This window comes from Campylobacter troglodytis (assembly GCF_006864425.1).
GTDB lineage: Bacteria > Campylobacterota > Campylobacteria > Campylobacterales > Campylobacteraceae > Campylobacter_D > Campylobacter_D troglodytis.
In genome coordinates, this window is record NZ_QHLI01000020.1 from 1 (window position 1) to 26,246 (window position 26,246).

Annotated in this window: 24 protein-coding genes and 1 pseudogene; 11 read left to right on the top strand and 14 right to left on the bottom strand. The window is 34.7% G+C overall.

From position 1 onward, the window contains the following. Positions 1–84 precede the first annotated feature (84 nt). Both DMC01_RS14955 and DMC01_RS05565 read left to right on the top strand, forming a co-directional pair. The gene (locus tag DMC01_RS14955; protein WP_246059045.1) at positions 85–408 is read left to right on the top strand and encodes a type VI secretion system amidase effector protein Tae4; all 324 of its coding nucleotides are present in this window, start codon (positions 85–87) and stop codon (positions 406–408) included. A 40-nt stretch (positions 409–448) separates the two neighbouring features. After that, positions 449–1,044, top strand: a pseudogene (locus DMC01_RS05565) (IS1595 family transposase). A gap of 129 nt (positions 1,045–1,173) precedes the next feature. On the opposite strand, the gene DMC01_RS05570 reads toward DMC01_RS05565, so the two are convergent. Then, the gene (locus tag DMC01_RS05570; protein WP_142693289.1) at positions 1,174–2,505 is read right to left on the bottom strand and encodes an acetyl-CoA carboxylase biotin carboxylase subunit; all 1,332 of its coding nucleotides are present in this window, start codon (positions 2,503–2,505) and stop codon (positions 1,174–1,176) included. Then, positions 2,505–2,954, bottom strand: a complete 450-nt coding sequence (accB, locus tag DMC01_RS05575; protein ID WP_142693290.1) for an acetyl-CoA carboxylase biotin carboxyl carrier protein — start codon at positions 2,952–2,954, stop codon at positions 2,505–2,507. Before accB ends, DMC01_RS05570 begins: the two co-directional genes overlap by 1 nt. Before the next feature lie 508 nt (positions 2,955–3,462). Here accB and DMC01_RS16525 point away from each other — a divergent pair. Further along, positions 3,463–3,747: a hypothetical protein gene (locus tag DMC01_RS16525; protein WP_427846098.1), complete on the top strand. Its 285-nt coding sequence runs from the start codon at positions 3,463–3,465 to the stop codon at positions 3,745–3,747. 188 nt (positions 3,748–3,935) lie between these two features. On the opposite strand, the gene DMC01_RS05585 is transcribed toward DMC01_RS16525, so the two are convergent. Together DMC01_RS05585 and DMC01_RS05590 are read right to left on the bottom strand one after the other, a co-directional pair. Beyond that, positions 3,936–5,045 carry a hypothetical protein gene (locus DMC01_RS05585; protein WP_142693291.1) on the bottom strand — a complete coding sequence of 370 codons (1,110 nt, stop codon included), beginning with the start codon at positions 5,043–5,045 and terminating at the stop codon, positions 3,936–3,938. A gap of 293 nt (positions 5,046–5,338) precedes the next feature. Further along, positions 5,339–5,596, bottom strand: a complete 258-nt coding sequence (locus DMC01_RS05590; protein ID WP_142693292.1) for an HP0495 family protein — start codon at positions 5,594–5,596, stop codon at positions 5,339–5,341. A 300-nt stretch (positions 5,597–5,896) separates the two neighbouring features. On the opposite strand from DMC01_RS05590, the gene DMC01_RS13335 reads away from it, so the two are divergent. Together DMC01_RS13335 and DMC01_RS05595 are read left to right on the top strand one after the other, a co-directional pair. After that, entirely contained in the window at positions 5,897–6,064 is a 168-nt protein-coding gene (locus DMC01_RS13335) for a hypothetical protein (RefSeq protein ID WP_185908744.1), read from the top strand. Between the two features lie 466 nt (positions 6,065–6,530). After that, positions 6,531–7,841: an MFS transporter gene (locus DMC01_RS05595; protein ID WP_142693293.1), complete on the top strand. Its 1,311-nt coding sequence runs from the start codon at positions 6,531–6,533 to the stop codon at positions 7,839–7,841. 633 nt (positions 7,842–8,474) lie between these two features. Here DMC01_RS05595 and eda read toward each other — a convergent pair. Together eda and edd are read right to left on the bottom strand one after the other, a co-directional pair. Beyond that, positions 8,475–9,101 carry a bifunctional 4-hydroxy-2-oxoglutarate aldolase/2-dehydro-3-deoxy-phosphogluconate aldolase gene (gene eda, locus DMC01_RS05600; RefSeq protein ID WP_142693294.1) on the bottom strand — a complete coding sequence of 209 codons (627 nt, stop codon included), beginning with the start codon at positions 9,099–9,101 and terminating at the stop codon, positions 8,475–8,477. 9 nt (positions 9,102–9,110) lie between these two features. After that, entirely contained in the window at positions 9,111–10,913 is a 1,803-nt protein-coding gene (gene edd, locus DMC01_RS05605; protein WP_142693295.1) for a phosphogluconate dehydratase, read from the bottom strand. Between the two features lie 107 nt (positions 10,914–11,020). On the opposite strand from edd, the gene zwf reads away from it, so the two are divergent. From zwf to DMC01_RS05625, 4 genes are all read left to right on the top strand, one after another. Beyond that, positions 11,021–12,382 carry a glucose-6-phosphate dehydrogenase gene (gene zwf, locus DMC01_RS05610; RefSeq protein WP_142693296.1) on the top strand — a complete coding sequence of 454 codons (1,362 nt, stop codon included), beginning with the start codon at positions 11,021–11,023 and terminating at the stop codon, positions 12,380–12,382. A 121-nt stretch (positions 12,383–12,503) separates the two neighbouring features. Then, the gene (gene pgl / locus DMC01_RS05615; protein WP_142693297.1) at positions 12,504–13,172 is read left to right on the top strand and encodes a 6-phosphogluconolactonase; all 669 of its coding nucleotides are present in this window, start codon (positions 12,504–12,506) and stop codon (positions 13,170–13,172) included. Then, positions 13,153–14,148 carry a glucokinase gene (locus tag DMC01_RS05620; protein WP_142693298.1) on the top strand — a complete coding sequence of 332 codons (996 nt, stop codon included), beginning with the start codon at positions 13,153–13,155 and terminating at the stop codon, positions 14,146–14,148. Before pgl ends, DMC01_RS05620 begins: the two co-directional genes overlap by 20 nt. Positions 14,149–14,748: 600 nt before the next feature. Then, positions 14,749–15,942 carry a sugar MFS transporter gene (locus tag DMC01_RS05625; protein ID WP_142693299.1) on the top strand — a complete coding sequence of 398 codons (1,194 nt, stop codon included), beginning with the start codon at positions 14,749–14,751 and terminating at the stop codon, positions 15,940–15,942. Between the two features lie 803 nt (positions 15,943–16,745). Here the strand turns inward: DMC01_RS05625 and cheQ are convergent. Together cheQ and cheP are read right to left on the bottom strand one after the other, a co-directional pair. Continuing rightward, on the bottom strand, positions 16,746–17,222 hold the full coding sequence (cheQ, locus tag DMC01_RS05630; RefSeq protein WP_142693300.1) for a cheVAW transcriptional regulator CheQ: 477 nt from the start codon (positions 17,220–17,222) through the stop codon (positions 16,746–16,748). After that, positions 17,215–18,069, bottom strand: a complete 855-nt coding sequence (gene cheP / locus DMC01_RS05635; protein ID WP_142693301.1) for a cheVAW transcriptional regulator CheP — start codon at positions 18,067–18,069, stop codon at positions 17,215–17,217. Before cheP ends, cheQ begins: the two co-directional genes overlap by 8 nt. A gap of 549 nt (positions 18,070–18,618) precedes the next feature. Here cheP and DMC01_RS05640 point away from each other — a divergent pair. Next, entirely contained in the window at positions 18,619–18,825 is a 207-nt protein-coding gene (locus tag DMC01_RS05640) for a hypothetical protein (RefSeq protein WP_142693302.1), read from the top strand. Positions 18,826–20,006: 1,181 nt separating this feature from the next. Continuing rightward, positions 20,007–20,363, top strand: coding sequence for a hypothetical protein (locus DMC01_RS05645; protein WP_142693303.1), 357 nt, complete (start codon positions 20,007–20,009; stop codon positions 20,361–20,363). 657 nt (positions 20,364–21,020) lie between these two features. Here the strand turns inward: DMC01_RS05645 and fliP are convergent. The 6 genes from fliP to DMC01_RS05670 all read right to left on the bottom strand — a co-directional run bounded on the left by fliP (position 21,021) and on the right by DMC01_RS05670 (position 26,160). Further along, the gene (gene fliP, locus DMC01_RS05650; RefSeq protein WP_142693304.1) at positions 21,021–21,773 is read right to left on the bottom strand and encodes a flagellar type III secretion system pore protein FliP; all 753 of its coding nucleotides are present in this window, start codon (positions 21,771–21,773) and stop codon (positions 21,021–21,023) included. Positions 21,774–22,130: 357 nt separating this feature from the next. Beyond that, positions 22,131–22,283 (bottom strand): hypothetical protein, encoded by a 153-nt coding sequence (locus tag DMC01_RS16530; RefSeq protein ID WP_185908746.1) that lies wholly within the window; start codon positions 22,281–22,283, stop codon positions 22,131–22,133. Positions 22,284–22,389: 106 nt separating this feature from the next. Next, positions 22,390–22,599: a hypothetical protein gene (locus DMC01_RS05655; protein WP_142693305.1), complete on the bottom strand. Its 210-nt coding sequence runs from the start codon at positions 22,597–22,599 to the stop codon at positions 22,390–22,392. Between the two features lie 1,120 nt (positions 22,600–23,719). Next, positions 23,720–23,908 (bottom strand): hypothetical protein, encoded by a 189-nt coding sequence (locus tag DMC01_RS14450; protein WP_142693306.1) that lies wholly within the window; start codon positions 23,906–23,908, stop codon positions 23,720–23,722. A 28-nt stretch (positions 23,909–23,936) separates the two neighbouring features. Continuing rightward, a complete protein-coding gene (locus DMC01_RS05665) occupies positions 23,937–24,617 on the bottom strand; it encodes a F0F1 ATP synthase subunit A (RefSeq protein ID WP_142693307.1) in 681 nt (226 codons plus the stop codon). Positions 24,618–25,497: 880 nt separating this feature from the next. Next, the gene (locus DMC01_RS05670; protein WP_142693308.1) at positions 25,498–26,160 is read right to left on the bottom strand and encodes an MqnA/MqnD/SBP family protein; all 663 of its coding nucleotides are present in this window, start codon (positions 26,158–26,160) and stop codon (positions 25,498–25,500) included. Positions 26,161–26,246: the final 86 nt, after the last annotated feature.

Consider the following 26,246-nt stretch of genomic DNA (forward strand, 5'->3'; position numbering starts at 1 on the left):
CTGCTTTTAAAGCAAAATTGTAGCTTTCAAGCTCTTTTATTTTGCAAAAAGAACTTATCAAGGAGAGGATAAAGATATTTATATTTGGGGGTGTTTGATATTGTTGAAATTTTAAAGATAAATTGGAAAGACATATCTTGGAATAAATCTACTTATGCCCAAGTAAAAGAAAGTATAAAATACGGTTGCTCGAAGGATTTTTATCACAGTATGAACTCAAAAGAAGAAAATCAAAGCTTTTTCAAAGAATTTCAGTCTTTAAATAGAAAAGGTATTGTAGCAATGATTGGCACAGATGGATTAAGGCATACTACGCTATGGAATGGAAATGATTTTGTGGATACTGCACTAGGAATAAGCGTTAATTACCTTAATGATGTCACATATTTAATACGAGAATTATTTTAGGCTCAAGACAACTTAAACTCAAATAAAGGAGTTTTAAGTTATGATTACAGCGATGAAAAATAAGTATATCAATCGTTTCAAAATTTCAGAGGCTAAATTTAAAGAATTGTAAAGTATTTTTTTGCTTCGTTACAACTTTTGAGGAAGCCTTGTTCTTAAAGCCACACAAATTGCAAAATTAAGCAACAATTCTTGCCAAAGCATCAATAAAATAATCAAAAATATTAGAATTTTAACCCTTAAAGAATGTGAAAAATTTCAAAAAGGCGAGATCGAAATAGCTGAGAGTTATTTCGGTGCAAAACGTGTTCGTGGCAAGCGTGGACGTGGGGCTGGTAAGAAAACACCAGTTTTTTACTTCGTGCTACACACTCGTCCCTTTGCGAGAAGGAGCAAAGTTATAGAGTAAGACATAGGGAAAATGAGTTTGCAAAGGGCACAAATCACATAAATGGCATTGAGAATTTCTGGGGCTTTGCCAAGCATAGATTAAGCAAATTTAAAGGAATTAAAAAGGAAAATTTTGTCCTTCATTTAAAGGAAACAGAATTTAGATATAATACGAAAATTTTGAGACAAAATATTTATCAAAATTTATTAAAGTTGATAAGAAAAAATCTGCTTAAGTTGTCTTGAGCCTTATTTTATTTTCAAATCCAAGCTTAAGTTGAAAAAATTCACAAAGGCTCTTAGAGCCTTTATTGTCGGCTTGTAGGGGCTTTTAAGGGCTAATAAATCGCACATTTAAAACTTGAAATGTTTAAGCTAATGCCTTGCAAGATAATTTGTATCAAAGGTATTGTTTATAAAATCCTTATTATCCATCATATTAAGATGAAAGCTTTTTGTAGTCTTAATGCCTCTTACTATAAGCTCATTTAAGGCTACCTTCATCTTTGCTATGGCTGTGTTTCTATCCTCGCCCCACACCACAAGCTTTCCTATCATTGAGTCGTAAAAGGGAGGCACGCTGTATCCTTGATAACAATGACTTTCCATTCTGACATTTCGCCCAGCAGGTGCTACATATTTTACAAGCTTGCCAGGACTTGGCACAAAGCTTTTTGGATCCTCTGCTGTTATGCGACATTCTATGCTGTGCCCTCTTAGCTTTATGCTTTCTTGAGGGGGTAATTCATAGCCCTCAGCCACCTTTATCATAAGCTCTATAATGTCAATCCCACTTACCATCTCGCTTACGCAGTGTTCTACCTGTAAGCGAGTGTTCATTTCTATGAAGTAAAAGTCTAAATTCTTATCCACTAAAAACTCAAAGGTTCCAGCTCCCTCATAGCCTATAGCCTTTGCAGCCTTTATGGCTGTATCGTGTAGTTTTTTGCGTGTTTTATTATCAAGCAAAATCGCAGGGCTTTCCTCGATTAGCTTTTGATGACGGCGCTGCATAGAGCAGTCTCTTTCTCCTATGTGAATGATATTTCCAAAGCTATCGCCAATGACTTGCACCTCTATGTGTCGGGGGTTTTGAATGTATTTTTCCATATACATAGTCCCGTCTCCAAAGGCTGTCATAGCCTCGCTTTCAGCCGACCAATAAGCCTTTTCTATGTCGCTTTCTTTTTCTACCACACGCATACCACGGCCGCCCCCACCTGCTGCAGCTTTAAGTATGATAGGATAGCCTATCTTGCTAGCAAGTTTTTTGGCTGCTTCAACTCCATTTAAGGCTCCATCGCTTCCAGGAATGACAGGCACACCAGCCCTTTGCATCATCTGCTTTGCCTTGCTTTTATCAGACATCAAGCTCATAGCCTCAACAGAGGGTCCTATGAATTTTATCTTGTGTTTTGCGCAAATTTCAACAAAGTTTTGATTTTCACTTAAAAAGCCATAGCCTGGGAAAATGGCATCTGCTTCTGCTATTTCTGCTGCTGAGATGATGCTTGGTATGTTAAGATAGCTTTCTGTGCTTCTTGGATTACCTATGCAAATGTTTGCATCGGCATATCTTAGATAAAGTGCTTCTCTGTCGGCAGTAGAATACACGCAAATTGCCTTTTTTCCCATTTCTTTTATGGTTCTTAAGGCTCTTAGTGCTATTTCTCCGCGGTTTGCGATTAAAATTCTTTTAATTTCCATTAAATTTTCTCCACCACAAACAAGGGCATATCAAACTCCACAGGCTGACCGTCAGCCACAAGTAGCTCTAAGATACGACAGTCATACTCAGCTTGAATTTCATTCATAATCTTCATAGCCTCTATAATGCCTATGGTATCTCCTTTTTTAACCGTGCTTCCTGCCTTCACAAAGGGTGCAGCACCAGGGCTTGGTGCTTGATAATAAGTGCCAACCATAGGGCTATTGAGGGTTGGTTTGTTTCTTTTGCTAGGATTTGCTTCATTTACTACATTTACATTTATGGGTTGAGGGGTTGGTGCGGTTGGAGGGGGAGGGGTTGGTGCTAATTCACAGCACATATCCCGTTCTAGTTCTATCTCAAAGCCGTCTTGTTCTTTGATCTTAATCTTGCTAATGTTAGCCTCGGCAAACATATTGACGAGTTCTTTAATCTCTTCTTTTGTCATAAAAGCTCCTAAAAATTTTATGATTAATTTTTAATTGTAATACAAAATTTTTAATTTAACTTTAAATTTAACAAATTTTTTACATTTTGATAAAAAAGCCTTACTAAACAGCAAGTTGGCTTTTAAAATAAAAAGAAGGCGATTGATACTTTTAGCTGATATAATTACAGCCCAAAGCTTGGTACAATCGATCTTAGTATATATTTTTGCCATATATTTGGGAGCGAAAATTTAGACAAATTTTGGAGTGTTTTTGTGCTGATATTTATGTAAGTAAAATCGCTCTCTTTGCAAGGTTTCTCGCCCTTGTGTGAATAGGATAGTGCAGCAAGCTTTTAACCCTTAAAAAATGCGAAAAATATCTAAAATGAGTGGTGAAATCGAAGTTGATGAGAGTTATTTCGGTGCAAAAAGAGTTCGTGGTAAGTGTGGATGTGGAACTGACAAAAAGACGCCTATGTTTTTACTTCCTTAATCCTCTTGCAACTCTGCGAGAAGGTATGCTAAAATGCAATTGCACGAGTTTATGCACTCAAACGCTTGCTCTGCCAAAGAGTTGCAGTCCATAATAAAGGACTTTGCAGAGCTTAAAGAAAGTGAAATTTACAGCGATAACTTCAAAGCCTATGATGGCTTGGTGGATTTTTTACTTTGCTGGGCTTGTGTTTTTGTAAGAAGAAACAAAGACACATTATATGGTAAAATACGCCAAATTCAAGTTTGCAAACAAACAAAATCACATAAACGAAATTGTGAACTTTTTTATTTCCTTAAGCTTCTTGCAACTGTGTAGTAGAAGTTTGCAAAATTTATACTTGCTAAATTTAGAAGCACAAAAAAGAAAATTTTGTCCTTCACTTAAAAGAAACAAAATTGAGACGAAAATTTTAAGGCAATATTCTCATCAAAATTTGCTGAAATTGATAAGGGAAAATTTTGTTAAATTTAATTGAGCCTTAAAGATTTCATAATGATTAAGGCTTAAGCCTTTTTTATAAGTGCCTTTGCCTTTTCCCAAAGGCTAATGCCAAGCTTTTTTGCCTCATTTACATTAAAGTCCTTGTATTTTTCACCAACCACCCTTTCTAGCTCAGCAAGTTCTCTTAACTTGCTTTGAGCTAGTCTTGAAAGATCGTCTATTTTGGGATTTTTTTTCAATTCATTGAGGCTTAAAATAAGCTGTTCTCTGCTTTCGTGCATTAATCTTGTAAATTTAGCAAACACAGTATCTAACTCGTTTTCAAGCAGATCTTTTAATATAGCCCTAATAGGCTCGTCAAAGTCCTTTTCAAGCTCCTTTAAAAGCAAGATAAGCTCATCCTCTAAGCCTATCAACTCCTTTTCTTTAAGTGCTAGATCCTCTTCAAAGGTGCAAAAGCTAAAGCTTTTTTTGAATTTTTCCACCCCAAGTTCTATCCCATCTCGCACTCCTTTGATTGCACCTATACAAAGATCCTTTGAGAAATTTTTTGACTCAGCTGCTAAGTCAAATGCTACGTTTAAAATGATCTTAGAGCTTTGAATTATATTTTCTTTTTTAAATTTAGCCTCGCAAATGGCGTTATAGATCAACTCCTTTGAGATCTCACTTGCAGTAAGTTCTATATCCTCGTTTCTTTCAAGTGTTCTTATAAAGGCACTTTCAGCCACTTCTTTAAGCAGCTCTAAGCTTTCTAGCTCAAATAAAAAGGCCTCATTTAGTGCACTTGAAACTTGCTCCTTGTAAGAGGAATTTTCAAGGCTTTGTTTTAGCTCAAAGAAATTTCGTCCTATTTCATTTTTTATGGTGGTTTTTTGAGTTTCTATCTTGTTTTTTATTAATTCTTGCTCACTTATGAGTTTATATAGGGTGTTTTGTTCATTTTGTATTTTTGCTTTGATTAAGGCCTTTATGATGCTTGTTGCGTTTTTGGTATTTAATAAATCAAGCCTTTCAAGCACCCCTAAAAAGTCATTTAAGCTAGTTTCAAGCTTATCATTTGCAGGAAGTTTTTGCAAGGCTAGGTTAAAGACTAGATCCTCTAAAAGCTCACTGGCTCCTTCCTTTTGAGCCAAAAGGGAATTTTCAAATATAATCAAAGCGTTTTGCATTCTTTATCCTTTGTTTGTTAATCTTTATCAAGCCTTAAATTTTTTAAATTCAAGGATACATTTAAATCTTTGTCCTTTGTGAATTCTATCCTATTTAAATTTAAAAGCCTTGAATTCCGTGTAAAGCCTTTAATTAAAAGCCTATTTAATACACTTAGTTTAAATCACTAGCCAATAAAATTTAAAACAAGTTTAAAAAATTTGTGTTTAAAGCTTAGCCTTTTAAAAGCCATCAAGCCTTGAATTTTATTTAAATTCAAGCTTTTAACATAAATCACACTAAAAGCTTAAATTTAAAGCACAAAGCTAGCCCTTTTTTTAAGCAAATTAAATACACTAAGCCTATCCTCTTCGCTTTCTACAAGCACACTTAACATATAGCTTTGATACTTGCCATTTTGAAGCGAGTTCTTGCAAGAAAATTTTTTATCCCTTAAAAGCTCTTTAAAGATCAAAGCCACTTCTTCGTTTTTTTTAAAGATTACCCTATACTCCCAAAAAAGAGGATATTCAATCCTTGGCTTAGTATCAAGCTCGTTTAAATTTAACACTCTTGTTTCCTTTTGTAATCTTAGATCTTTAATATTCATAGTTTGATATAGGCACAGCTAAAATTACATAGCATTTTTAACATAATTAAAAATTCAAAACAACTTAGCTACTATATTGCTATCTAATTTTACCCTCACAAAAAGCGTGAATTTAAGCCTTAGTTTATATGCACCTTGATCTTTGCAATATTTAATGCCTAAATTTAATCTTGTTTATTCTTTAAAAAATTTCAAAAATTATAGCAAATTGCGTAAAATTTAAGCTAAAATATTTCAAAAGAATTTTAAAAGAGGGATTTTATGAGAAAAGAAGAGGAACTTGAAGATCTCCTTGATGATGAGTTAGATAATATAAGCTTGGATGAATATGATGAGCTTTCACATTCTAAGCATAAAAATTACGCTTATGATGAGGATGATTACAGCTTTGAGGATGAGGATAGCGATGATAGCTATGAGATGGACTAGGTTTAGGGGCTTTCAAAGGGCGTTAAACTTGTCTATTTTATAAACTTGTCCATCTTAAACAGTGCGTTAAGTTATCTTAAAACTTAGCTTTTTTTAGAAAGAGAAGTTTATTTGTTGAAGTGTAGTTTCTTTGGCAAAGGAACTTTGTCTTACAAGGAGTAGCTTCTTTGGCAAACTAAGTTTATTTATTAAACCGTAGCTTTTTGACAAAGGGCATTTTTAGAAACAGCTCTTTTGCCTCGCAAAGTCCTTTGTGTCGCTTTTCAACAAGGCTTCAAATAAAGTTTTTAACAAATAGAAGCTTCTTTGCTAAAATGCAATTTTTGGCAAAATTACAAGATTTTGTTTGAATTTACAAAGTATTTCTTTATAAACTAGCTTAAAACAGTTAAATTCAAAGCTTGTTTGTGAGAAACAAGACCTCTTGATAAAACATTTTAAATTTTTGATTAAAGGATATTTAAGTATGCAAAAAACACTAAATAAAAAAGATATTAAGACCCTAGGGCTAAGCTCCTTGGGCGGAACCTTGGAATTTTATGATTTTATCATCTTTGTCTTTTTTGCCAACATCATCTCTCAGCATTTTTTTCCAGCCAGTTTAAGCGAGACCTGGAAGCTTGTAAATACCTATGGAATCTTCGCAGCAGGCTATCTTGCTCGTCCGCTTGGTGGCATAGTTATGGCACATTTTGGAGACAAATTTGGACGCAAAAATATGTTCATGCTAAGTATTTTATTAATGGTGATTCCAACCTTCGCCCTTGCCATAGTGCCTACCTTTGATATGATAGGATATTTTGCTCCTATATTTTTGATCTTGGTTAGAATTTGTCAAGGCATAGCCGTTGGAGGCGAGCTTCCTGGTGCTTGGGTATTCATACATGAACACGCCCCACAAGGACAAAAAAACACCTATCTTGGCTTTTTAACCGCTTCTGTAACGGCTGGGATCCTGCTTGGAAGCCTTGTATATCTTGCTACTTATACTGTTTTTGATGACAAGCAGGTGCAAGAATGGGCTTGGAGGGTGCCATTTGCACTTGGTGGTATCTTTGGCATTGTTTCTGTATATCTTAGAAAATTCCTAGATGAAACCCCTGTTTTTAAGAGGATGAGAGAGGATGATTTGCTGGTTAAATTTCCTCTCAAAGAGGTGCTTAAAAGCTCAAAATCAGGTGTAATCATCTCAATGCTAATAACCCTACTTCTAACAGGCTGCATACTCGTTTTTATCTTAATCGTTCCAAATTTTGTTGCAAATATGGCAGAGCTTAAATTCAACGCCTTTGAAAAGACCTATTTTCAAATTTGCGGACTTGTTGCTATAGTTAGTGCCATCATTTTAAGTGGGCTTTTAAGCGACAAGCTTAGTCCTTATAAGGTTTGCATAGCCTTTAATGTGGGCTTTGCCTTCTTTGCCTTTTTATTTTTCAAAGAACTTTACTCTCAAAATATAAGCCCTATAAGCCTCATATCCTTTTATGTTTTAACTTGTTTTTGTGCTGGGGTTATGAATTTTTGTCCCATTTATATGAGCGATGTTTTCGAGGCCAAAATAAGATTTAGCGGTATTTCCTTTGCCTACAACATAGCCTATGCCATAGCAGGTGGCTTTACCCCTCAACTTGCTGTGTTTTTACACTCTAAGGCTGTGCAAAACAGTGAAAGCTTTTTTGCTTATGGTCTAAGCCTTTATGTGCTACTCTTAGCCCTAATTGGCATAGCTGTAAGCTTGGCTATGAGGAGGATCTATCTTGCAAGGGGAGATGATTAAGCTAAAAAGCCTTGCTTGATTTATAAAATAATTTTTTTTAAATCATTGTGTTTGCATTATGTTTGTAATTATTTTATTTTGAAACTGCATAAATTCAATATAGACAAGGGCTTGAATTTAAAAAGCCTAAATTCAAAGCCTTTCTTGCAAAATAAGCCTTTGTCTTGTTATTAACACACTCTTTTATGAGAAGATGCAAACAGTGATGATGCTTACAAAATGGATCAAGTTTAGAGGTTCTTTGTCAAAAAGCATCTTATTTATATTCTTGTATTAACCATTTTAAATTCAAAGAGAGCTTTTAGCTTTGTTTTAGCAAGATCTAAAAATGATAAAAAGTGAGTTAGCAAGTTTTGCTATATGAATTTTGTTACATTAACTTCGCACCAAGTGCTTTAAATTTTTAACTTGAATTTGTGAAAACCGTGCCTCAAATTTTTAAAAAGCCTTAAATTTAATCTTGTCATTTTAAACCTTGCTACGAAAAATTCCACAAAAGAGTTGTTAAATTCACAAAAACTGTGAATTTTTATGTCCTTGCCACAGAGGGCTAAAAAAATTCATCATTTTTAAAAAATCTTTTTTAAAGCAAGAATTGAAATTCAACAAAGAGGACAAAAAGAGCTTTACAAGCTAAGAGTTAAGATGTGCTAGGCTTTTTTTTGCTAGCCTTGTAAGCTCTTGCCATTTTTTAGCCCTAATAAGCTCCTTATCGCAAAGCCAAGAACCCCCCACACATAAGACATTATCAAGTGCGAGGTATTCTTTGGCGTTTTCTAAGTTTATACCCCCTGTTGGGCAAAATTTCACCTCCTTAAAGGGTGCATTTAAGGCTTTTAGCATAGGCACACCTCCTATTTGTGTAGCTGGGAAAAATTTCAAGGCTTTTAGCTCAAATTCTAAGGCTAATAGTATATCACTTGGGCTTGAAACGCCTGGTATAAAAGCAAGATCAAGCTCTAAAGCCTTTTTTGCTAGCGTAGCATTTATACCAGGGCTTATGGCAAAAGAAGCACCTAGATCTTTTATCCTTTGAAGCTGATTTGTGCTTATCACAGTTCCAGCCCCAACTGTGATCCTTGGAAATTCTTTAATCAAAGCCCTTAATATATCTAAGGCTTTGGGGGTTCTTAGGGTAAGCTCTAAGATCTCTATGCCACCCTCATATAAGGCCTTAGCTAAATTTAATCCTTCTAATTCATCATCCACACTTACAACAGGTATGATCTTACTTAGACTTAAAATTTCTTGTGCTTTCATTCTCATCCTTTAACTAAAAATTCCACCAAAGCTCATAGCACCTGTTTCAGCACTAGAACTATTGGCTCTAAAAGAGGCAAAAAGCTCCCTACCAGCTCCAAAGACCTCTTTTTGTTTAGGCTTTTTACGTCTTCTTTTTTGCCAAATTTTTTCATCCACCAAGGCTTGAAGTTTGCCATCCTTAATGTCAAGCAAGATCATATCCCCATCTTCAATCCTAGCAAGATCCCCATCCAACAAGGCCTCAGGGCTTGTATGAATGGCAGCTGGGATCTTACCTGAAGCACCTGACATTCTGCCGTCTGTAACCAAACCCACCTTAAAGCCTTTATCTTGCAAAACCCCAAGGGGTGAGCTTAGCTTGTGAAGTTCTGGCATACCATTTGCCCTTGGTCCTTGAAAGAGTAAAACAGCTATGAAGTCTTGTTCTAATTCTTTGTTTTCAAAGGCTTGCAAGAACTCGCTTTGAGAGTAAAATACCCTTGCAGGAGCCTTGATTATATGATGCTTTTCATCTATGGCTGAGCTTTTAATTACAGCCCTTCCTATATTTCCTTTTAAAATTTTAAGCCCTCCGTCCTTTGAAAAGGCATTTTTAACCCCTCTTAAAATATCTTCATTTTTACTCTCGCTAAGCCCTTCTTTGTAGCAAAGCTTTCCATCTATCAAAAAGGGTTCTTTTGTGTAAAAACTCATACCCTCACCCATAATGCTTTGCGCATCCTCATGCATTAGCCCCTCTTTTAAAAGCTCTTTAAAGATAAAAGCTAAGCCCCCACAGGCACTAAATGCATTCACATCAGCCTTGCCATTTGGATACACCCTAGCTAAAAGCGGAATTAGCTCTGAAACGCAGTTAAAATCATCCCAATCTATAATAATACCAGCACACTTAGCTATGGCTACTAGGTGTATGGTGTGATTTGTAGAACCTCCTGTTGCCATTAGCCCTATCATAGCGTTTATGATGTTTTTTTCGCTAAGAAGTTTTCCAAGGGGCATGATCTTTTGAGTAGCCATATGTCTTGCAGCTTCTTTTATAAGGGCTACTCTTAGGGGGGTATGTGGGTTTATAAAGGCTGAGTTTGGAAGATGAAGCCCCATAAACTCCATCATCATTTGATTAGAATTTGCTGTGCCATAAAAGGTGCAAGTTCCTGGGCTGTGATAGGATTTCATCTCGCTATCAAGGAGGGCTGATCTTGAAATTTTACCCTCGGTAAAAAGCTCTCTTGCTTTCGCCTTTTCGTAGTTTGAAATCCCACTTGTCATAGGCCCTGAGGGTACAAAGATACTGGGTAAATGCCCAAAGCTTAAAGCACCCATCAAAAGGCCTGGAACGATCTTATCACAAACTCCAAGATAAAAGGCTCCATCAAAAATTTGATGACAAAGCCCTATTGCCGTGCTTAGTGCTATTACATCTCTTGAAAACAAAGAAAGCTCCATACCCTCATAGCCTTGAGTTATGCCATCACACATAGCAGGAACCCCTGCTGCAAACTGTGCAAAGGCTTTGTGTTTTTGAAGCTCTTCTTTAATTAGATCTGGGTAGTTTTTAAAGGGCTGATGGGCTGAGAGTAGATCATTATAGGCTGAAATAATGGCGTAATTTAAGCCCTCATTTTGCTTGATCCTATCCTTGATATGATCAGGCATAGTGGCGTAGCTGTGGGCTAAATTCGCACAGCCTAGTTTTGATCTAGAAATTTTAGTAGTGTTTTTTTCTAGCCTTTCTAGGTAAGACTGTCTTGTTTTTTTACTTCTTTCTTGGATCTTTTTTGTAAGTTCTTTAAGTTCTTTTCTTGGCATCTTCTATCCTTTGAGGCTAAATTCTAATGAAAATTACTAAACAAAGTTATTTTAAAGCATTCTTGCTATAAAATTATGGGAATTTAAAGAATAGAAAGGCTTATTTTATGAAAGACTGTGATTTTATTTTATTTGGAGCAAGTGGGGACCTGGCTTTAAGAAAGATCTTTCCTGCCTTGTTTCAAATTTACTCAAATAAACTCTTAAATTCAAGGCTAAAAATCATAGCCTCAGCAAGAAGCAAATTTAGCCAAATTGAATTCAAAGAGCTTTTAAGCTCAAAATTAAAAACGCAGATAAAAAGGCTAAATGAGAAAAAGCTTAACAGTTTTTTAGAAAAAATTCACTATCTAAGTATAGATCTAAATAATTTTGAAGATTTTAAGTCCTTAAAAGAAATGAGTAGTAAGGATGCTAGGACTGTGATTTATTTTTCCATTTCACCTGAATTTTTTATAAAAGCCTGTAAGAGTTTAGCCCTTATAAATTTAAATAATAAAAATGTAAAAATCATCCTTGAAAAGCCCCTAGGACGAGATCTTAACTCCTGTAAAATTATAAATGAGGAGCTAAAAAAATACTACAAAGAAAGGCAAATTTATAGAATAGATCATTATCTAGGAAAAGAAACAGTTCAAAATATCCTATATCTAAGAAAATATAACCCCATAATCTCAAAGCTTTTCAACAACAAACATTTAAGCTTTGTGGAAATTACTGTGTTTGAGACCTTAGGAGTAGAAAATAGAGGTGAATTTTATGATAAGATGGGTGCTTTAAGAGATATGTTTCAAAATCACATGATCCAACTTCTTTGCCTACTCACCCTTAAAATCCCTAAAAAACTAAGCCCATATTCTTTAAGAAGGGCAAAGATAAGGCTCTTAAAAGAGTTAAAAGGCTTTTCAAAAGAAGAGCTTCAAAATAATTTAATAAGGGCACAGTACAAAGGCTATCTAAACGAAAAGAACATAAAAGCACAAAGCAAAACAGAAAGCTTCCTAGCCCTAAAAGCCTTTATAGACAATAAAAGCTACAAAAAAATCCCCTTCTATCTAAGAACAGGCAAAAAAATGCAAAAATCCTTCGTGCAAATAGTACTATCTTTCAAAGAAGAAAGCCTTGTTAATAAGCTCATAATAAGCTTACAACCACAAAGTAAGCTAAGTTTAGCCTTAAATGTAAAAGAGAAGGGTAGGGCTAATTTTAAAGAAGAGCATTTAAGCTTGAATTTAAACTATGAGGCTAGAAATACCAAGCCTTATGAGAGCTTGATAATGGATGTTATAAGAGGGGATCTTAGTCATTTTAATCACCAAGAGGAGCTTGATCTTGCCTGGCTTTGGCTTGATCCTATCATTAAAGCCGAAGATGAGCTTGCCTTATATCATTATGAGGCTAAGAGCTTTGGTCCAAAGGAGGCTGAGCTTCTCATACAAAAGGATGGCAACAGCTGGCATAATCCTTAACCCAAACTGTAACTTTTTGTAAGCTAGGACTTAAATTTATTTACTTAGATGCAAAATAAGCCCTTATATGCTTTATTTTTGATTATAATGCCTTACATAAATCTTTATTTAAAGGGATATAATGGCTTATGTCTTGCATGAATTCAAAGACACAAAGGCTTCGCAGTTAGCACTAAGTAAGGCGGTTTCAAGGGACATAAAAGAAGAAAAACTAAAACACCTAGCCCTATCAGGAGGTAGATCTCCTTTGGGTTTTTTTCATTTTTTAAGAAAAGAGGATCTTAGCTGGGAGGACATAACCGTGTCTTTGGTGGATGAGAGGGTGGTTGATCTTAATGACAAAGAAAGTAATACAAATTTTATAAAAAAAGAGTTTTTACAAGAAAAAGCCTCAAAGGCAAGGTTTATTCCTTTCTTAGAGCATTTAAATTTAGAAGATAAAGAGCTTTTAAAATTTGCTAGAAGTAAATTCATACAGCCAGATCTCGCAGTTTTAGGAATGGGAAGCGATGGGCATTTTGCTTCTTTGTTTGCAAATTCTTTGGGATTTGAAGAGGCCTTAAAAACAACAAAAAATATAAGCTTGATAGAACCACAAAATGCCCCCTTTAAAAGACTAAGTATGAGCTTAAAGGCTATTAAGGCTTGCAAGAAGCTTTTTTTACTCATACAAGGTGGAGAAAAAAAAGAGGTTTTTGATAGGGCTTGTTTGGGGATTGATACAAATTTACCCATTTCTTTGATACTTTCTGATCAGGAGGTGCTTTGCAATGTCTATTACTCAGATTGAAAACTCCTATCCAAGATTACTTGCAGACATAGGGGGGACAAATGCAAGATTTGCCATTGAGCTTAGCGCTAATAAGATAACACACATAGAGGTCTTAGCCTGCAATGAATACGATAGCATAGTAGATGCTGTGAGCTTTTATCTTAAAAAAATAGGAGGCATAGAGGTTAAATTTGCAGCCTTTGCCATAGCAAATCCTATTTTGGGCGATTGGATAGAAATGACTAATCACCACTGGGCCTTTTCCATAGAAACAACAAGACAAGCTTTAAAGCTTGATGAGCTTATACTTATAAATGACTTTGTGGCCCAGGCTTACGCCATTAGTAAGATGACTCAAGATGATCTAGTGCAAATTGGAGGCACAAATTTAGAACTAGGTCATGCAAAGGCTGTCTTAGGACCTGGCACAGGGCTTGGGGTGAGTGCTTTGATCCCACAAACTAATGGTAGCTATTTAGCCTTAGAGGGCGAAGGAGGGCATGTGAGCTTTGCACCCTTTGATGATACCGAGCTTATGATCTGGCAATATGCCAAGCAAAAATATGGACATGTCTCAGCTGAAAGGCTTTTAAACGGAGCCGGGCTTGTTTTGATCTATGAGGCCTTAGCACATAGAGAAGGACTTACAAAGGCTAAGATGACACCTCAGTTAATAAGCGAACAGGCGATAAACGGACAGTCTCCTCTTTGTCGCTTAACCCTTGATATTTTTTGTGCTATGCTTGGGACAATCGCTTCAAATTTAGCCCTAACCTTGGGTGCAAGATCGGGAGTTTATATTTGTGGGGGCATAATACCAAGATTTATAGAGTATTTTAAGCATTCTCCTTTTAGGATGCGTTTTGAAAACAAGGGAAGATTTAGTGCCTATCTAGCAGCCATTCCTGTTTATGTGGTATTAGCAAGGCATCCTGGCATTGATGGGGTTTGTATAGCCTTGAATAATTATCTTAAAGAAAAACTAAAAGGCTAGTTAAGTGTAGGCTAAATCAAAGGCTTGATAGATATAAATTTAATGGATATAAAAGGGTGGTTTAAAATTTGTTTCTTTTTAAGAAAGTATTGATTTGTCATTATTAGACTGTGGGCGAAGAAGCCGTCAATTTAAGGCATTTTTCCATAAATTCGTGGATTTTTGGCGCACGCTTAGAATGATAAGAATTTTGTCATTTTGAGCAGAATGCAAAGCGAAAAATCTCTTTTTGGTTTTGAGATACTTCGCTTCGCAAAGAATGACAAATATGGTATTTTGTCTAAAATCAATACTTTTTTGAAAAAGAGCCTAAAATTTTAACTGTTAATTTTAGTTAATTTATTTTGAATTTTTTAGTGTTGAGCTTTATTAAACGGTGCAAAAGTTTTCAAAGCAAGGCTTTTTATAAGGCTAAGTTTTAAGGATTTTTTTTAAAAAAAAAGAAAATTTTTGGCGCTTGTATAATTTCAAGCTTATTTATTAGAGCTTAGCTTGTTTTAAGCTTATCTTTTTTCAAAGGTATGAAATTTGACAAGTTTATGCCAAAAAATAAACACTTTTTAAAAAGTTTGAATTTAATCTTAATAGAAAGGACATAAAATGAAGAGTACTAATTTCGCCCTAGCAACGCTAACTGCTTTGTTTTTTGCTATGGGTTTTATTACGGTGTTAAATGATATTTTAATACCGCACTTAAAGGTGATCTTTGATCTTAATTATTTTGAGGCAGCCTTGATTCAGTTTTGTTTCTTTGGGGCTTATTTTATCACAGGTGGGCTTTTTGGTAAGCTTATTTCTAAGATAGGCTATCCAGCAGGGGTGATCTCTGGCTTTGTCTTAACAGCCTTTGGTTGTGTGCTTTTTTATCCAGCAGCCTCTACTGCTTCTTATCCTATCTTTTTAGGAGCCTTGTTTATACTAGCAAGTGGGGTTGTTTTACTTCAAACAGCAGGAAATCCCTTTGTAACACTACTTGCACCAAACAAAGAAGCAAGTGCGCTAACCCTAGTGCAAGCCTTTAACTCCTTAGGAACTACCCTAGGACCTCTCTTTGGAGCTACTTTTATACTCTCAGGAACAGCTCAGTACGCAAGTAAAATGCAAGAAGCACAGTCCGTGCAAGTTCCATACTTAATCATAGCAGGGGTTTTGATCCTCTTAGCCGTGCTTGTGTATTTACTAAGACTTCCTGATGTGAGAAAAAGAGCACAAGAAATAAGCGAGGAAAATCAAGACAAAAGACTTAATGTATTTGAATATCCACATTTGATCTTAGGGGCTGCGGCTATCTTTTTTTATGTGGGTGCTGAGGTTGCCATAGGCTCGTTTTTGATCCTCACTATGAAGGAGGTTGCAGAAATAGACGAGGTAACTGGGGCAAAGTATATAGCCTTTTACTGGGGAGGGGCTATGGTAGGAAGATTCATAGGAAGTGCCATTATGTCTAAGATAGCACCTAATAAATGCCTAGCCTTTAATGCCACTATGGCTATACTGTTAAGCATAATAGCCATAGTAGTTGATGGGCAAATAGCTATGCTAGCCTTACTTGCCATAGGGCTTTTTAACTCCATAATGTTTCCTACCATCTTTTCCTTGGCTACTAAGAATTTAGGCAAGCTTAGCTCTGAGGCCTCAGGGCTTATTTGTATGGCTATAGTTGGAGGGGCCTTGATACCTCCTGTGCAAGGGCTTGTGGCTGATTATAGCAACTTGCTCTTATCTTACATAGTGCCTGTGCTTTGCTATTTTTATATCTTGTTTTTTGCCTTAAAGGGCTATACGCCTAGATAAATTTGCAAAAGTTCCTTTGTGAATTTAAGGACAAGATTTTAAAGTTGGCGGTTTTTAAATTTGGCTATTGATACTTTTAGCCTAAAATGCTAATAGAGGCTTTGAATTTAAATCTTTTTAAGAAGCTTAAATTCAAAGCTCTTTTGTAAGACTCTTACTCTTTTTCACTAAGCCTTGCAAGGTATCACAAGAAATAAAAAAGCTTTTTTTGCGAAAGTTAAAGAAGGCAAAATGAGCTTGAGTTTTTATTTGTTTTATTTTGTGCTACTTGCTTAAAAAGAGATCCTTTGGCTTAATCTTGCACAATTTTTGCATAAGCATTACAAAATTTTTGCATCAATTTTACAAAAGCTATGGCAGTGGGTTTTGTTATGTTTGTTTTATATCAAGCCTTGAGATCTGCAAGATTTTAGAATAGTTTTTTAAAAAAGATTTCAAGCTAGTTTCTTGTTTTGCAAATTTGCAATGACAAAAGAGATAAAAATTTGTCAAATTCAAGCAAAACCATCTTGTCAGGCATTGTTAAGTATCTAAATTTTGGTAAACATAGCTTTTTTGGCAAAGAAAAATTTGCTTATAAAAATAGATCTGTTTGTAAATATTATCCTTTCAAGTTCCAAATTCTTTGAAAGGCTTAAGGCTAAAAGTTTTGTGCTAGGCTTGACATTTTTAAAAAGCCTTTGAATTTAATGTCTTAAAAAAGGTTTAAATTCAAAAAAGCCTTTGAATTCAAGTTTTCAAAGTGCTTAAATTCAAAAAAGCCTTTGAATTTAAGCTTTGCAAAAGGCTTCATTTAAAAAGCCTTAATAATAACCCACGCAAAGACTTGGCGTTATTTGTATGCGCTTTTCAAGGGGGGTTGGGCTAAAAAAATGACATTTTTCTATGTAGATGTATTTTTCATAGCTAAGCCCTAAGAGATCATAAAAGGCTTTTAAATTTACAAACTTAACCCCACAAAGTTCCTTAAATTCCAAGAGCTTATAAATTTGTGAGCCGTTTTTTTCTACCAGATGAGAAGGAGAAAGGGTGGTAAAAGAACAAAAGGCACTTGCTAATATGAAACCATTTAAGCAAGTGCATGAATTTAAGGCATCTTTGTGTTTAGCTAGGATGTGATTTTTATGCAAAAAGACAAAGCGAGAGCCGCTATACCTAGCCACAAAGGCATTTTTCCAAAATTTATAAGCATTTTTTGAAATTTTAGCTAGCTTGCAAAACTCAGCATTTAGCACATAATCATCCAAAAAGGCATTTGGGGCTAGGGTGATTTTAAGCATTTAAGATTTTATTTTTTGCAAAATCAGGAAGCTTGGCCTTGAAATTATCTACATTAAATTTTATGCCTTGTTCACTTGCTTCTTCTATTAAATTCAAGGCTATATTTACATTAGAGCCATCATTATAAGGATCAAAGATGGTATTTGCTATGGCTAGGGCATAGGCATTTTTTTTGATATGATTCTCAGCTGAGTGAGGAGAAGTAGCAAACACAACGCTTTCTGTAACTAAGTCATCAAAATTCCACCTATAAAACAAAAAGCCCAAAAAGGAAAGATGATCAACTCCTAAAAAATTCTCCTCAATAGCACTTAAATTTTCAAAATTATTTTCCTTTAAACTAGCCAAAAAGTCCTTGTCCTTGTGGCTTTGAATCAAAAAATTCGCAAAAACCATCATACCAAATCTAAGAAGCATAGCACAAGGAACAAGCAAGTGAGATAGCTTTTTATCTTCTTGTGAGATCCAATCTATGATAAATCTAGTCTCCTCGTGGCAGTTTGCCAAAAATGTGCTTGTTTCAAGATTATAAGGAGACATATCCACCTTTAAATTACTTCTTACCGCATCAGCAGCTATGATATTTCTAATATTAGCAACCCCAAGTAGATTGATCACTTGTTGTATGGTAGAGATCTCCCTTGAAAAGCCATAAAAGGGCGAGTTGGCAAGCTGCAATAATTTTGCAGTTACAAGGGGATCATTTACTATGATCTTTGCTACCTTGTTTATATCTATATCCTCGCCATTACTGTCTAGGTATTTTTGAAGTTCGATGATAGTTTGTGGGAGGGGGGGCATGCTTTCTATACTTTGAAGCAACAATTCATTCATATCTTGTTCCATCACAAAACCTTTAAGAAAAATTTTAGCTATTTTAGCACAAAAACTTAAAAAGTGTTTTTTTTTTTTTGCTATTTCTTAAAATTTTCTTTAAATTCAAAAGCTTATGATCTTAGACTTTAAAAATGCTAAACATTGTTATTCCAAGCGAAGTATCTCAACAATACACTCAAAACGGCACTCTTTGTCATACTAGTGTGTAGCACGAGTGAAGTAGCTCGCAAGCAAAAAAGAGATTTTTTGCTTCGGCTATGTTTAAAAGTCCTGCATAGTCGCTACGCTGGGAATGACAAAATTCTTCTCGCACTAAGCGTGTGCTAAGAATCTCAAAAAAACGAAGATATTTCAGCTTTTGCAAAGCCTCAATATGACAAAGATAAAAAATCCTCTGCCTTGCGGTTTTAGGGATGAATCAAATTTTGCCTTAGCAAAATTATCATTTTATGAAATTTGTGAATTTTTTTGTATTGTTATTCTTTGTGCTGCGATAGCAAGGCGAAGAATTTCTATTTTCCTAAGATATTTCGCTTCTTTTAATAAGAATTTAAAGGATTGTGTAAATTTTTATATTTGCTTTGGGTTTCATTACCCACCCTCAACCCCTCCACACGGCAGAGGGCTTGCTTTTGGCAAATTCTACTTCGCAAGATGTGTCAACTTTCCAAAATTACTAGCAAACTCAAAGCCACAGACAAATCCCTTGCAAGTGGGCTTAAAATCGCTGACAAGTCCCACTCCCACGGTTTTGTGGGTGGGTAACAGAATACAGAATATAGAAAACGGATCTTCTTTTAAGCAAGGTCTGTGTTGCAATGCGTCTTTTGCAATAAAATTCCACTCACACTGCCCTTGCGTAGGGATTTTGCAACACTTGATTTGCAACTAGCTGGGTTGATATGAATTCTAAGCTTTAGGCTTTATACTTGCAATTTTTGAAGTCTTTTGAATTTTTTAAAGTCTTTGAATTTTAGCATTTAAGGCAGAAAAACTCTTGCATTTTTATGTCTAAAATTTACTTTAATTAACACTGTAAGGCTAAAAAGCCAAAATAATTTCATAAATTCAAGCAAGTTGTCTTAATCTCAGATAAAAGTTGAATTTAAAGGCAAAATTTGGCCAAAAAGCTTGAATTTATCATAGCAAAAGATATAAAATTCACACAATGAAAGCAAAAATTCAAAGCAAATGCTTCAATTTTAGGCAAATTCAAAGATAAGCTTTCACATTTGTGAGGTGTGGTTAACTTGGAGCGAAGCTTAATCTGCTTTTGTGGTTTTTGTTAGCGCTACGATTAAAGATCTTAAACACTCAAACCGTTTTGTTTCATTTTTTACCTTGTTACTGTCGCAACTACAAGCAAACACACTTTGTTTTTGCTCTTTATTGTCATTGTTTAAGACTGCCTCCTTGAATTTATGTGTAGTTTAAGGAAACACCTTAAAAAACCAGCTCTTGCAAAGAGGGTTTGGGTATTTTGCCTTAGCAAAAAGTGAAATTCAAAAAAAGCTTGAATTTATCATAGCAAAAGATCTAAAATTCACACAATGAAAGCAAAAATTCAAAACAAAAGCCTAAATTCTAGTCATATTAAGCAAGGCAAAATATCTCGTAACTTACGCAAAATTCACAACTTCAAAGTATTTGTTCATAAATTCAATGCCTTTTAAAAAAGCCTCAAAATTCAAACTGTTTTAATTTTTAGGTCAAATTCAAGGCATTTTTTGAATTTAGCACGAGGTTAAATCTACTTTTAAGCCTTTTTCTTTCTAAATAAAATTTACAATTTTTGAGTTTGCTTAATAAACACAAACAATGATTTTGCAGTTATTTAAAGCATATTATAGCCTTCAAGTGCTTATTTTATAAGCCCTTGACATCGTTTTTTTTTTTTTTTTTGTTATTATGCGTTTTCAAACGACAAATTCTACAAAGGAGTATAAATGTCTAAATTCAGCTTAGTTGCAAGTCTTGCTTTGTCCTCGTTAATTTTCGTGGGATGTGCTCAAAATATCGCCCGCTTTTCAGTCGCCTCCACAAGCAATATCCCCATAGCAAACTCAACAAAAGGAGAGTATGTTATGGGCGAAGAATGTGTCAATGTAATTCTTGGTATCCCGCTAGGAAACCTACAAAATCGCGTAAGCGGTGCGGTGGCAAAGGCACTTGAAGAAGCTCAAAAAAAGGGACAGTCAGCTGATGCCTTAACAAATGTCGATATAAGTGTTAGTTTTTGGAGTACCATCATCTATGGACGAAATTGCGTTACTGCCAAGGGACAAGCCATAGGCGTAAAATAAGCCAGGCAAAGGGTTTAAAATAAGCCTCAAATGAAAGTATAAGTCGAAATTGCCTTGTGCTTTTTTGTGAATTTTAGCTGAATTTGTAGGCTTTTTGAATTTGGCTTGGTTTGTGCGTTCAGCTTAAGAAAAACGGAATATAGATAACGTATTTTTATTTTAGCTAGCCTTGCTTTGATAAAAATCCTTAATCCATTCTCTGTAATCCATAATCTGTTCTTCGTAATCAGTGTTCTGTATTCTGTATGCAGTTTTGATTTAATTTAACTAAAAATTCACAGCTTTGCGTGAATTTTCTCTTTCATTTTAGCTTTTTTGTGAATTTTTAGCGAAAACTCATAAAAAATTCACAGTTTATGTGAATTTATGAATTTTCACTTTTTGCTAAGCTTGTTAAAATTGAAAGGCTTTGGTTCTTGCTTTAATCTTTTTGGTGTTGAAGTTTGTCAATTTTTGAAAAAAATTCACATCTTTGCGTGAATTTTCTCTTTCATCTTAGCGTTTTTGTGAATTTTTAGCAAAAACTCACAAAAAATTCACAGTTTGCGTGAATTTTAATTTAAGTGCTTGAAGTTAAATTCTAGTGAATTTTTTGATATTTTTAAGGTAGATTTTTGCTATATCTTAAACATTCATGCTTTTGAATTTTTGGGAAAATTATCCCGTAAGCTGGGCTATATTATAGCTTTCAACTAGCTTTTGTACCAATAAATTCCACCCATCGACAAGGACAAAGATTAAAAGCTTAAAGGGCAAGGAGATCATCACAGGTGGTAGCATCATCATACCCATAGACATTAGCACAGAACTTACAACCATATCTATGACAAGAAAGGGCAAATATATGAGAAAGCCTATCTCAAAGGCGGTTTTAAGCTCTGAAATCATAAAGGCTGGCACTATGATGGTAAGTGGGACATCCTCAACTGTGTTTGGATTTGGCAAATTTCTGATGCGGTAAAAGAGGGCTAGATCCTTTTCTCTGGTATTTGCAAGCATAAAGTCCTTAAAGGGTCTGCTTGCTCTATTAAAGGCTTCCTCATAGCCTATTTCCTCTGCTAAATAGGGTCTTACACCCTCATCGTAGGCTCTATTTGCCGTTGGTTCCATTATAAAAAAGGTTAAAATCAAGGCAAAGGTTATTAATATGGTATTTGGAGGCATTGTAGTTGTACCCATAGCCTGTCTTAAAAAAGAAAAAACGACAACAAGCCTTAAAAAAGAGGTCATTGCAAAAACTATGGTGGGTGCAAGGGCTAGTATGGTTAAGACTATGACTATGTTTAGCACTGTTACAAGCTGGGTGGGGGTATTGGGTGCGCTGAGGCTTAAATTCACAGTTGGTATGGTAGCCTCTGGAGCAGCCAAAACAGAGCCAAAAAACAAGGCTAGTAAAAGAATTTTTTTCAAAACAAAACCTTAAAAGCTTTCTAGCCTAAAATGCCTAAGAACTAGCATTTTTAAGCCTTGTCATTATAGCTAAAATATACTTCTTTTTGGATTAAAGCTTGAATTTAGTTTTTAGCACTTGAAAAAGGCTTAACTTTAAATAAGTCTTTTTCAACAAAACTTAAATTTAAGCTTTTTACTTAGCTTGAAAGGATGAAGTTTAAGGCGATTGATACTTTTAGCTAAAATGAGCTAGGATTTTTCCTAAGCCATTTTAACAAAATTTTATACAAATTTTCATTCTTAACTTTTACATTAGATCGAAATTCACTCTCTTTCAAATGTGTGAAAAATTCCTTTGCCGTGAAACCCCTTAATCTAGCCTTTGTAAGGTCCCCAGAAATTCACAATTTCGTTGATATGGCTTCGTCCATTTGCAAACTCAAATTTGGCGTGTTTTACCCTGTAATGTGCCTTTGCTCCTTCTTGTAAAGTTGCGAGCCTAGCGTTGTAAAAAATCCACCAAGGCACCGTAGGCTTTGAAGCTCTCCTGAAATTGTGGTGTTTAGGGCATCTGCAAAGTCCCTTATAATCGGCAATAGCTCTTTGACAGAGCAAGTGTTTTAGCGTATAAACGCTAGCCTAGCGTTTTAACATACCTTCTTGTAAAGGGACGAGTGCATAGCACGAAGTAAAAATTTTTGCGACCAGCCCCTCGCTCACATTTGCCCCTTACTCTTTTAGCTTCTTTGGCTAGCAGTTGCAAGACGAAACGAAGTAAAAAATAACTCTCATCAACCTCAACCACCCATTTTCTAAAGAAACTTCGTTTTGCTAATTTTTTCACATTCTTTGGCTATCAAAAGTTTGCTGCACAATTGCATTCACACAAGGGCGAGAAACCTTGCAAAGAGGGTAATTTTGCTTACGCAAATGTCAGCACAAAAAAACACTCTAAAATTTGTCTAAATTTCCGCTTTCAAATATAGGGCAAAAATATATACTAAGATCGATTTTACCAAGCTTTGGGCTGTAATTATATCAGCTAAAAGTATCAATCGCCAAGTTTAATGTGCCAAGCTCACATAAGATAAAATGACAAAGCTTACAAGACTTGTATAAATTTAAGCGCCTTTTAAATACTGTTGATATGTTTAGGGCACTTGATGCTTTGAGCTAAAATTACATATGATTTTTACACAGTCATTTTGATAATATTTTAGGCAAATTTTTATTCTTAATGTTGGTAATATATAGAAATTTGCTTGCCTTCAAATGATGATAAAAAGGTGAATAAATACCTTATCAAAGAAAATTCAAATACAGTATAAATCTATCAAAGCCTTCGGCAATGGTGGATAGCTTTACAAAGCAATGTCTTAACCCTTGCAATGCCATTTTTTATTTAAAATTGCAACAAGTGAGGCAAAAAGCTTTCAAAGCCCTTTGTATGAGTTTGCCTATTTAGAAATTCGTTTATTTTCACTCTATAAATTTATTTTGACATCATCTTAAAAACTTACAAGTGTTGCAAGGTAAAAGTGCCTTAAATATTATAATTTTCTTGTTAAAAATTCTAAAACAAGCTTTGCTTGTTTTGGACATTAATTTAAAAAATGTTAAATTGAAATTTGAATTTGTTAAAATAAATTTGGCTCTTTTTCAAAAAAGTGTTGATTTGTAATTAGCGAGCCTACGGACGAAGAGGCAATAACTCAAGGCATTTCTTTATAAATTCGTAGATTCTTAGCACTTGCTCACAATAACAAATATGGTATTTTGTCTAAAATCAATACTTTTTTAAAAAAGAGTCATAAATTTATGTTTAGCTGATGTTCTTATAAGCTTTTCTAGCTTATTTGCTAAATGAAAAAAGGGCTGAAATTTTTGAGATCTAAATGCCAAAAATAGCATATGAAGAATGTTTGACTAAAATGATAAAAGCTTATTTATGTAATTAAAGTAAATCATTCTTGCTTTTTTCTTAGCTCATGGTTTTCTATCAACAAAACACTAACTATCAAAAGCAAAAGCCCAGGTGTAGCACCTAAGCATAAAAAAGAAAATGAAAAACTATGATTTGTAAAAAAATAAAAGGCACCAAAAATAAGCAAGGCAAGGGACATACCCTTTAAAAACTCGTAAAAATAAATCATACAGTAAATTTTACTTAGCAGAATTTACTCAATGCCCCTCGCTGATCGCAGTTGCACCTGCTAGATACACATAGGTTAGTATCATAAAGATAAAGGTTTGTAAAAATGCCATAAAGGTAAGCAAAACATAGGCTGGAAGTGGAGCTATCCAAGGAACCAAGGCCAGGATCACAGCTAAAAAGAGATCATCTCCTTTTATATTTCCAAACAAACGAAAGGAAAGAGAAATTACCCTTGAAAAATGAGAAACTATTTCTATGGGAAACATAAGCGGAGCAATGGCTGGAACAGGACCCATAAAATGTGCAAAATACTTAAAAAAGCCCTGAGTGCGAATGCCTTCAAAATGATAATACACAAAGACTGTAATGGCCATAGTTGCAGTTAAATTTAGGCTTGCTGTGGGTGCTTCAAAGCCTGGGATGATGCCTATTATGTTACTAAAAAAGACTATAAAGCCTATGGTGGCAACCAAGGGCAGATACTTTCTAGCTGCCTTTTCACTTCCCATAGTGTCGCGTCCCATACTTACAATGCCTTCCAAATAAGCCTCTGCCAAATTTTGAACGCCTCTTGGCACAAGCTGCATAGAACCAGTAGCAAACTTAGCCAAAAGTACCGAGATGATGGCAACTAAGCCTAAATGAAAAAAATAAGCAAAGGTGTGGCTTGGATCTATAAAGGAGCTGAATAGAAATAAGTCTTTCATTGTATATCCTAGTAAGAAATTTCATTTATTATAACACAATTTACTTAAAATATCACTTGATTTTGTTAAAAATCTTAGTTTTAAAAATAGCTCTTTCATAAAAAGCATTTATCTTAGCTAGTGTATCGTTAGCTTAGTGTTTCAAATAGTAGCTTCTTTATAAAACAAAGTAGTTTGCTACAACATAAGTTTTCATCAAACGAAGTTTATCTAGAAAGACGGTCGATATTTTTAGCTAAATTAGATCTAAAAGCTTGATAAAATCTATCTTAATATATTTTGCCTTTGAAAGAGAAAATTTAAGGAATTTGTAGAGTGTTTTTGTGCCGATCTTTGTGTAAGCAAAATTACCCTTTTATGTAAAATTTTTAGTGTTTGCGTGAATGTAACCTTGCAGCAAAGTTTTAATCGCAAAAGAATGTGAGAAGCTTTCTAAAATGAGTGGTGAGATTGAATAGGGTGAGAGTTATTTTTTTGCTTCCTTGCTCTCGCAACTGCGTAGTAGAAGTGGACTTGCAAAGGCTATCTTAGGTGGTTTCACAAAATTAAAAAGGAATTTTTTACGCACTTAAAAGAAGCCAAACTTAGATCTAAGATCAAGCTTAAAAATGAAAATTTGTATAAAATTTTGTCAAAATGGCTTAGGAAGATCATGGGCAATTTTAGGCTAAAATTATCAAGCACCTAGAATTTGAAAGAAATTTTTGTTTGCTACGCAAGCTCAAAATGACATTTTTATACTAAGCCAAGTAGCTAAAATTTGGCTTTTTAGCAAATAGAGCTTCTTTGTAAAAAAGAGATTTTGCTATCTAAAAAAAGCTTAAAATGACAAATTTATGTGGCAAATCAAGTTGTTTAAAAAAGCCTTTAAGGTGCTTAATCACCTCTTCTTTGCCATCTTTAAAAAAAGCTTCAAGGCTCTTTTTTCTTTGTGGCTTATCTTGTAATAAATTAATTCTTTAAGATAAAACTGTATGTCTTTTATGCTTATTTGTCTTGTGTTTGAGTAGTTTTGAAGTATGTATCTTGGGATGAAAATTTTCTTTCTTAAAAAGGGCTTTAAGATCCTTGCAAAATATGCCTTATTTTTTGTGCAAGAAAATCTTGCAAAAACAAAGGGAAGCTTGGTTTTTTCATACCAAAGGCTGCAAAGATCTATGAACTCGCTTGGATCTTGAAGATAGGCTCTAAGCGCCCTATCTCCTATGATCACCTCTCCTCTTGCTTGAAGTGCTAAGGCTAGGGCATTTGAGCTAGCTGATGCCTTGTCTTTTTTATCTTGGCTATTTTTTCTAAGAATAACGCTTTGAACCCTTTTATTTGCACAAATTCCTAAATCAAGGCTTTTATACTTTCTCCTAGCACTTTCTATGCTTGAAATCACCGCCGCATCAACTCTTCTATAAAACAAATCCTTATTCAGCTTACTTGGCACACCTTTTTTATACTCACTTGCCTTTTTTAAGCCACTTGGAAGGGGGTATTTTTTAAGATAAATATGCAAGGGCAAGAGGTTGATAAAGTCTATTTTGCCAAAGATCATTCTAGCTCCTTTGGATAATTTACTTGTAAAACAAGTTTAAATTCAAGCTTTTTCATACATAAATTCAAAAAAAATAACTTCAAAAC

Excerpts from the sequence above, each read along its gene's own strand:
- DMC01_RS05570 (WP_142693289.1), bottom strand. The coding sequence starts at position 2,505 with ATGGAAATTAAAAGAATTTTAATCGCAAACCGCGGAGAAATAGCACTA.
- accB (WP_142693290.1), bottom strand. The coding sequence starts at position 2,954 with ATGACAAAAGAAGAGATTAAAGAACTCGTCAATATGTTTGCCGAGGCT.
- DMC01_RS16525 (WP_427846098.1), top strand. The coding sequence starts at position 3,463 with ATGCAATTGCACGAGTTTATGCACTCAAACGCTTGCTCTGCCAAAGAG.
- DMC01_RS05585 (WP_142693291.1), bottom strand. The coding sequence starts at position 5,045 with ATGCAAAACGCTTTGATTATATTTGAAAATTCCCTTTTGGCTCAAAAG.
- DMC01_RS13335 (WP_185908744.1), top strand. The coding sequence starts at position 5,897 with ATGAGAAAAGAAGAGGAACTTGAAGATCTCCTTGATGATGAGTTAGAT.
- DMC01_RS05595 (WP_142693293.1), top strand. The coding sequence starts at position 6,531 with ATGCAAAAAACACTAAATAAAAAAGATATTAAGACCCTAGGGCTAAGC.
- eda (WP_142693294.1), bottom strand. The coding sequence starts at position 9,101 with ATGAAAGCACAAGAAATTTTAAGTCTAAGTAAGATCATACCTGTTGTA.
- edd (WP_142693295.1), bottom strand. The coding sequence starts at position 10,913 with ATGCCAAGAAAAGAACTTAAAGAACTTACAAAAAAGATCCAAGAAAGA.
- zwf (WP_142693296.1), top strand. The coding sequence starts at position 11,021 with ATGAAAGACTGTGATTTTATTTTATTTGGAGCAAGTGGGGACCTGGCT.
- pgl (WP_142693297.1), top strand. The coding sequence starts at position 12,504 with ATGGCTTATGTCTTGCATGAATTCAAAGACACAAAGGCTTCGCAGTTA.
- DMC01_RS05620 (WP_142693298.1), top strand. The coding sequence starts at position 13,153 with ATGTCTATTACTCAGATTGAAAACTCCTATCCAAGATTACTTGCAGAC.
- DMC01_RS05625 (WP_142693299.1), top strand. The coding sequence starts at position 14,749 with ATGAAGAGTACTAATTTCGCCCTAGCAACGCTAACTGCTTTGTTTTTT.
- cheQ (WP_142693300.1), bottom strand. The coding sequence starts at position 17,222 with ATGCTTAAAATCACCCTAGCCCCAAATGCCTTTTTGGATGATTATGTG.
- cheP (WP_142693301.1), bottom strand. The coding sequence starts at position 18,069 with ATGGAACAAGATATGAATGAATTGTTGCTTCAAAGTATAGAAAGCATG.
- DMC01_RS05645 (WP_142693303.1), top strand. The coding sequence starts at position 20,007 with ATGTCTAAATTCAGCTTAGTTGCAAGTCTTGCTTTGTCCTCGTTAATT.
- DMC01_RS14450 (WP_142693306.1), bottom strand. The coding sequence starts at position 23,908 with ATGATTTATTTTTACGAGTTTTTAAAGGGTATGTCCCTTGCCTTGCTT.
- DMC01_RS05665 (WP_142693307.1), bottom strand. The coding sequence starts at position 24,617 with ATGAAAGACTTATTTCTATTCAGCTCCTTTATAGATCCAAGCCACACC.
- DMC01_RS05670 (WP_142693308.1), bottom strand. The coding sequence starts at position 26,160 with ATGATCTTTGGCAAAATAGACTTTATCAACCTCTTGCCCTTGCATATT.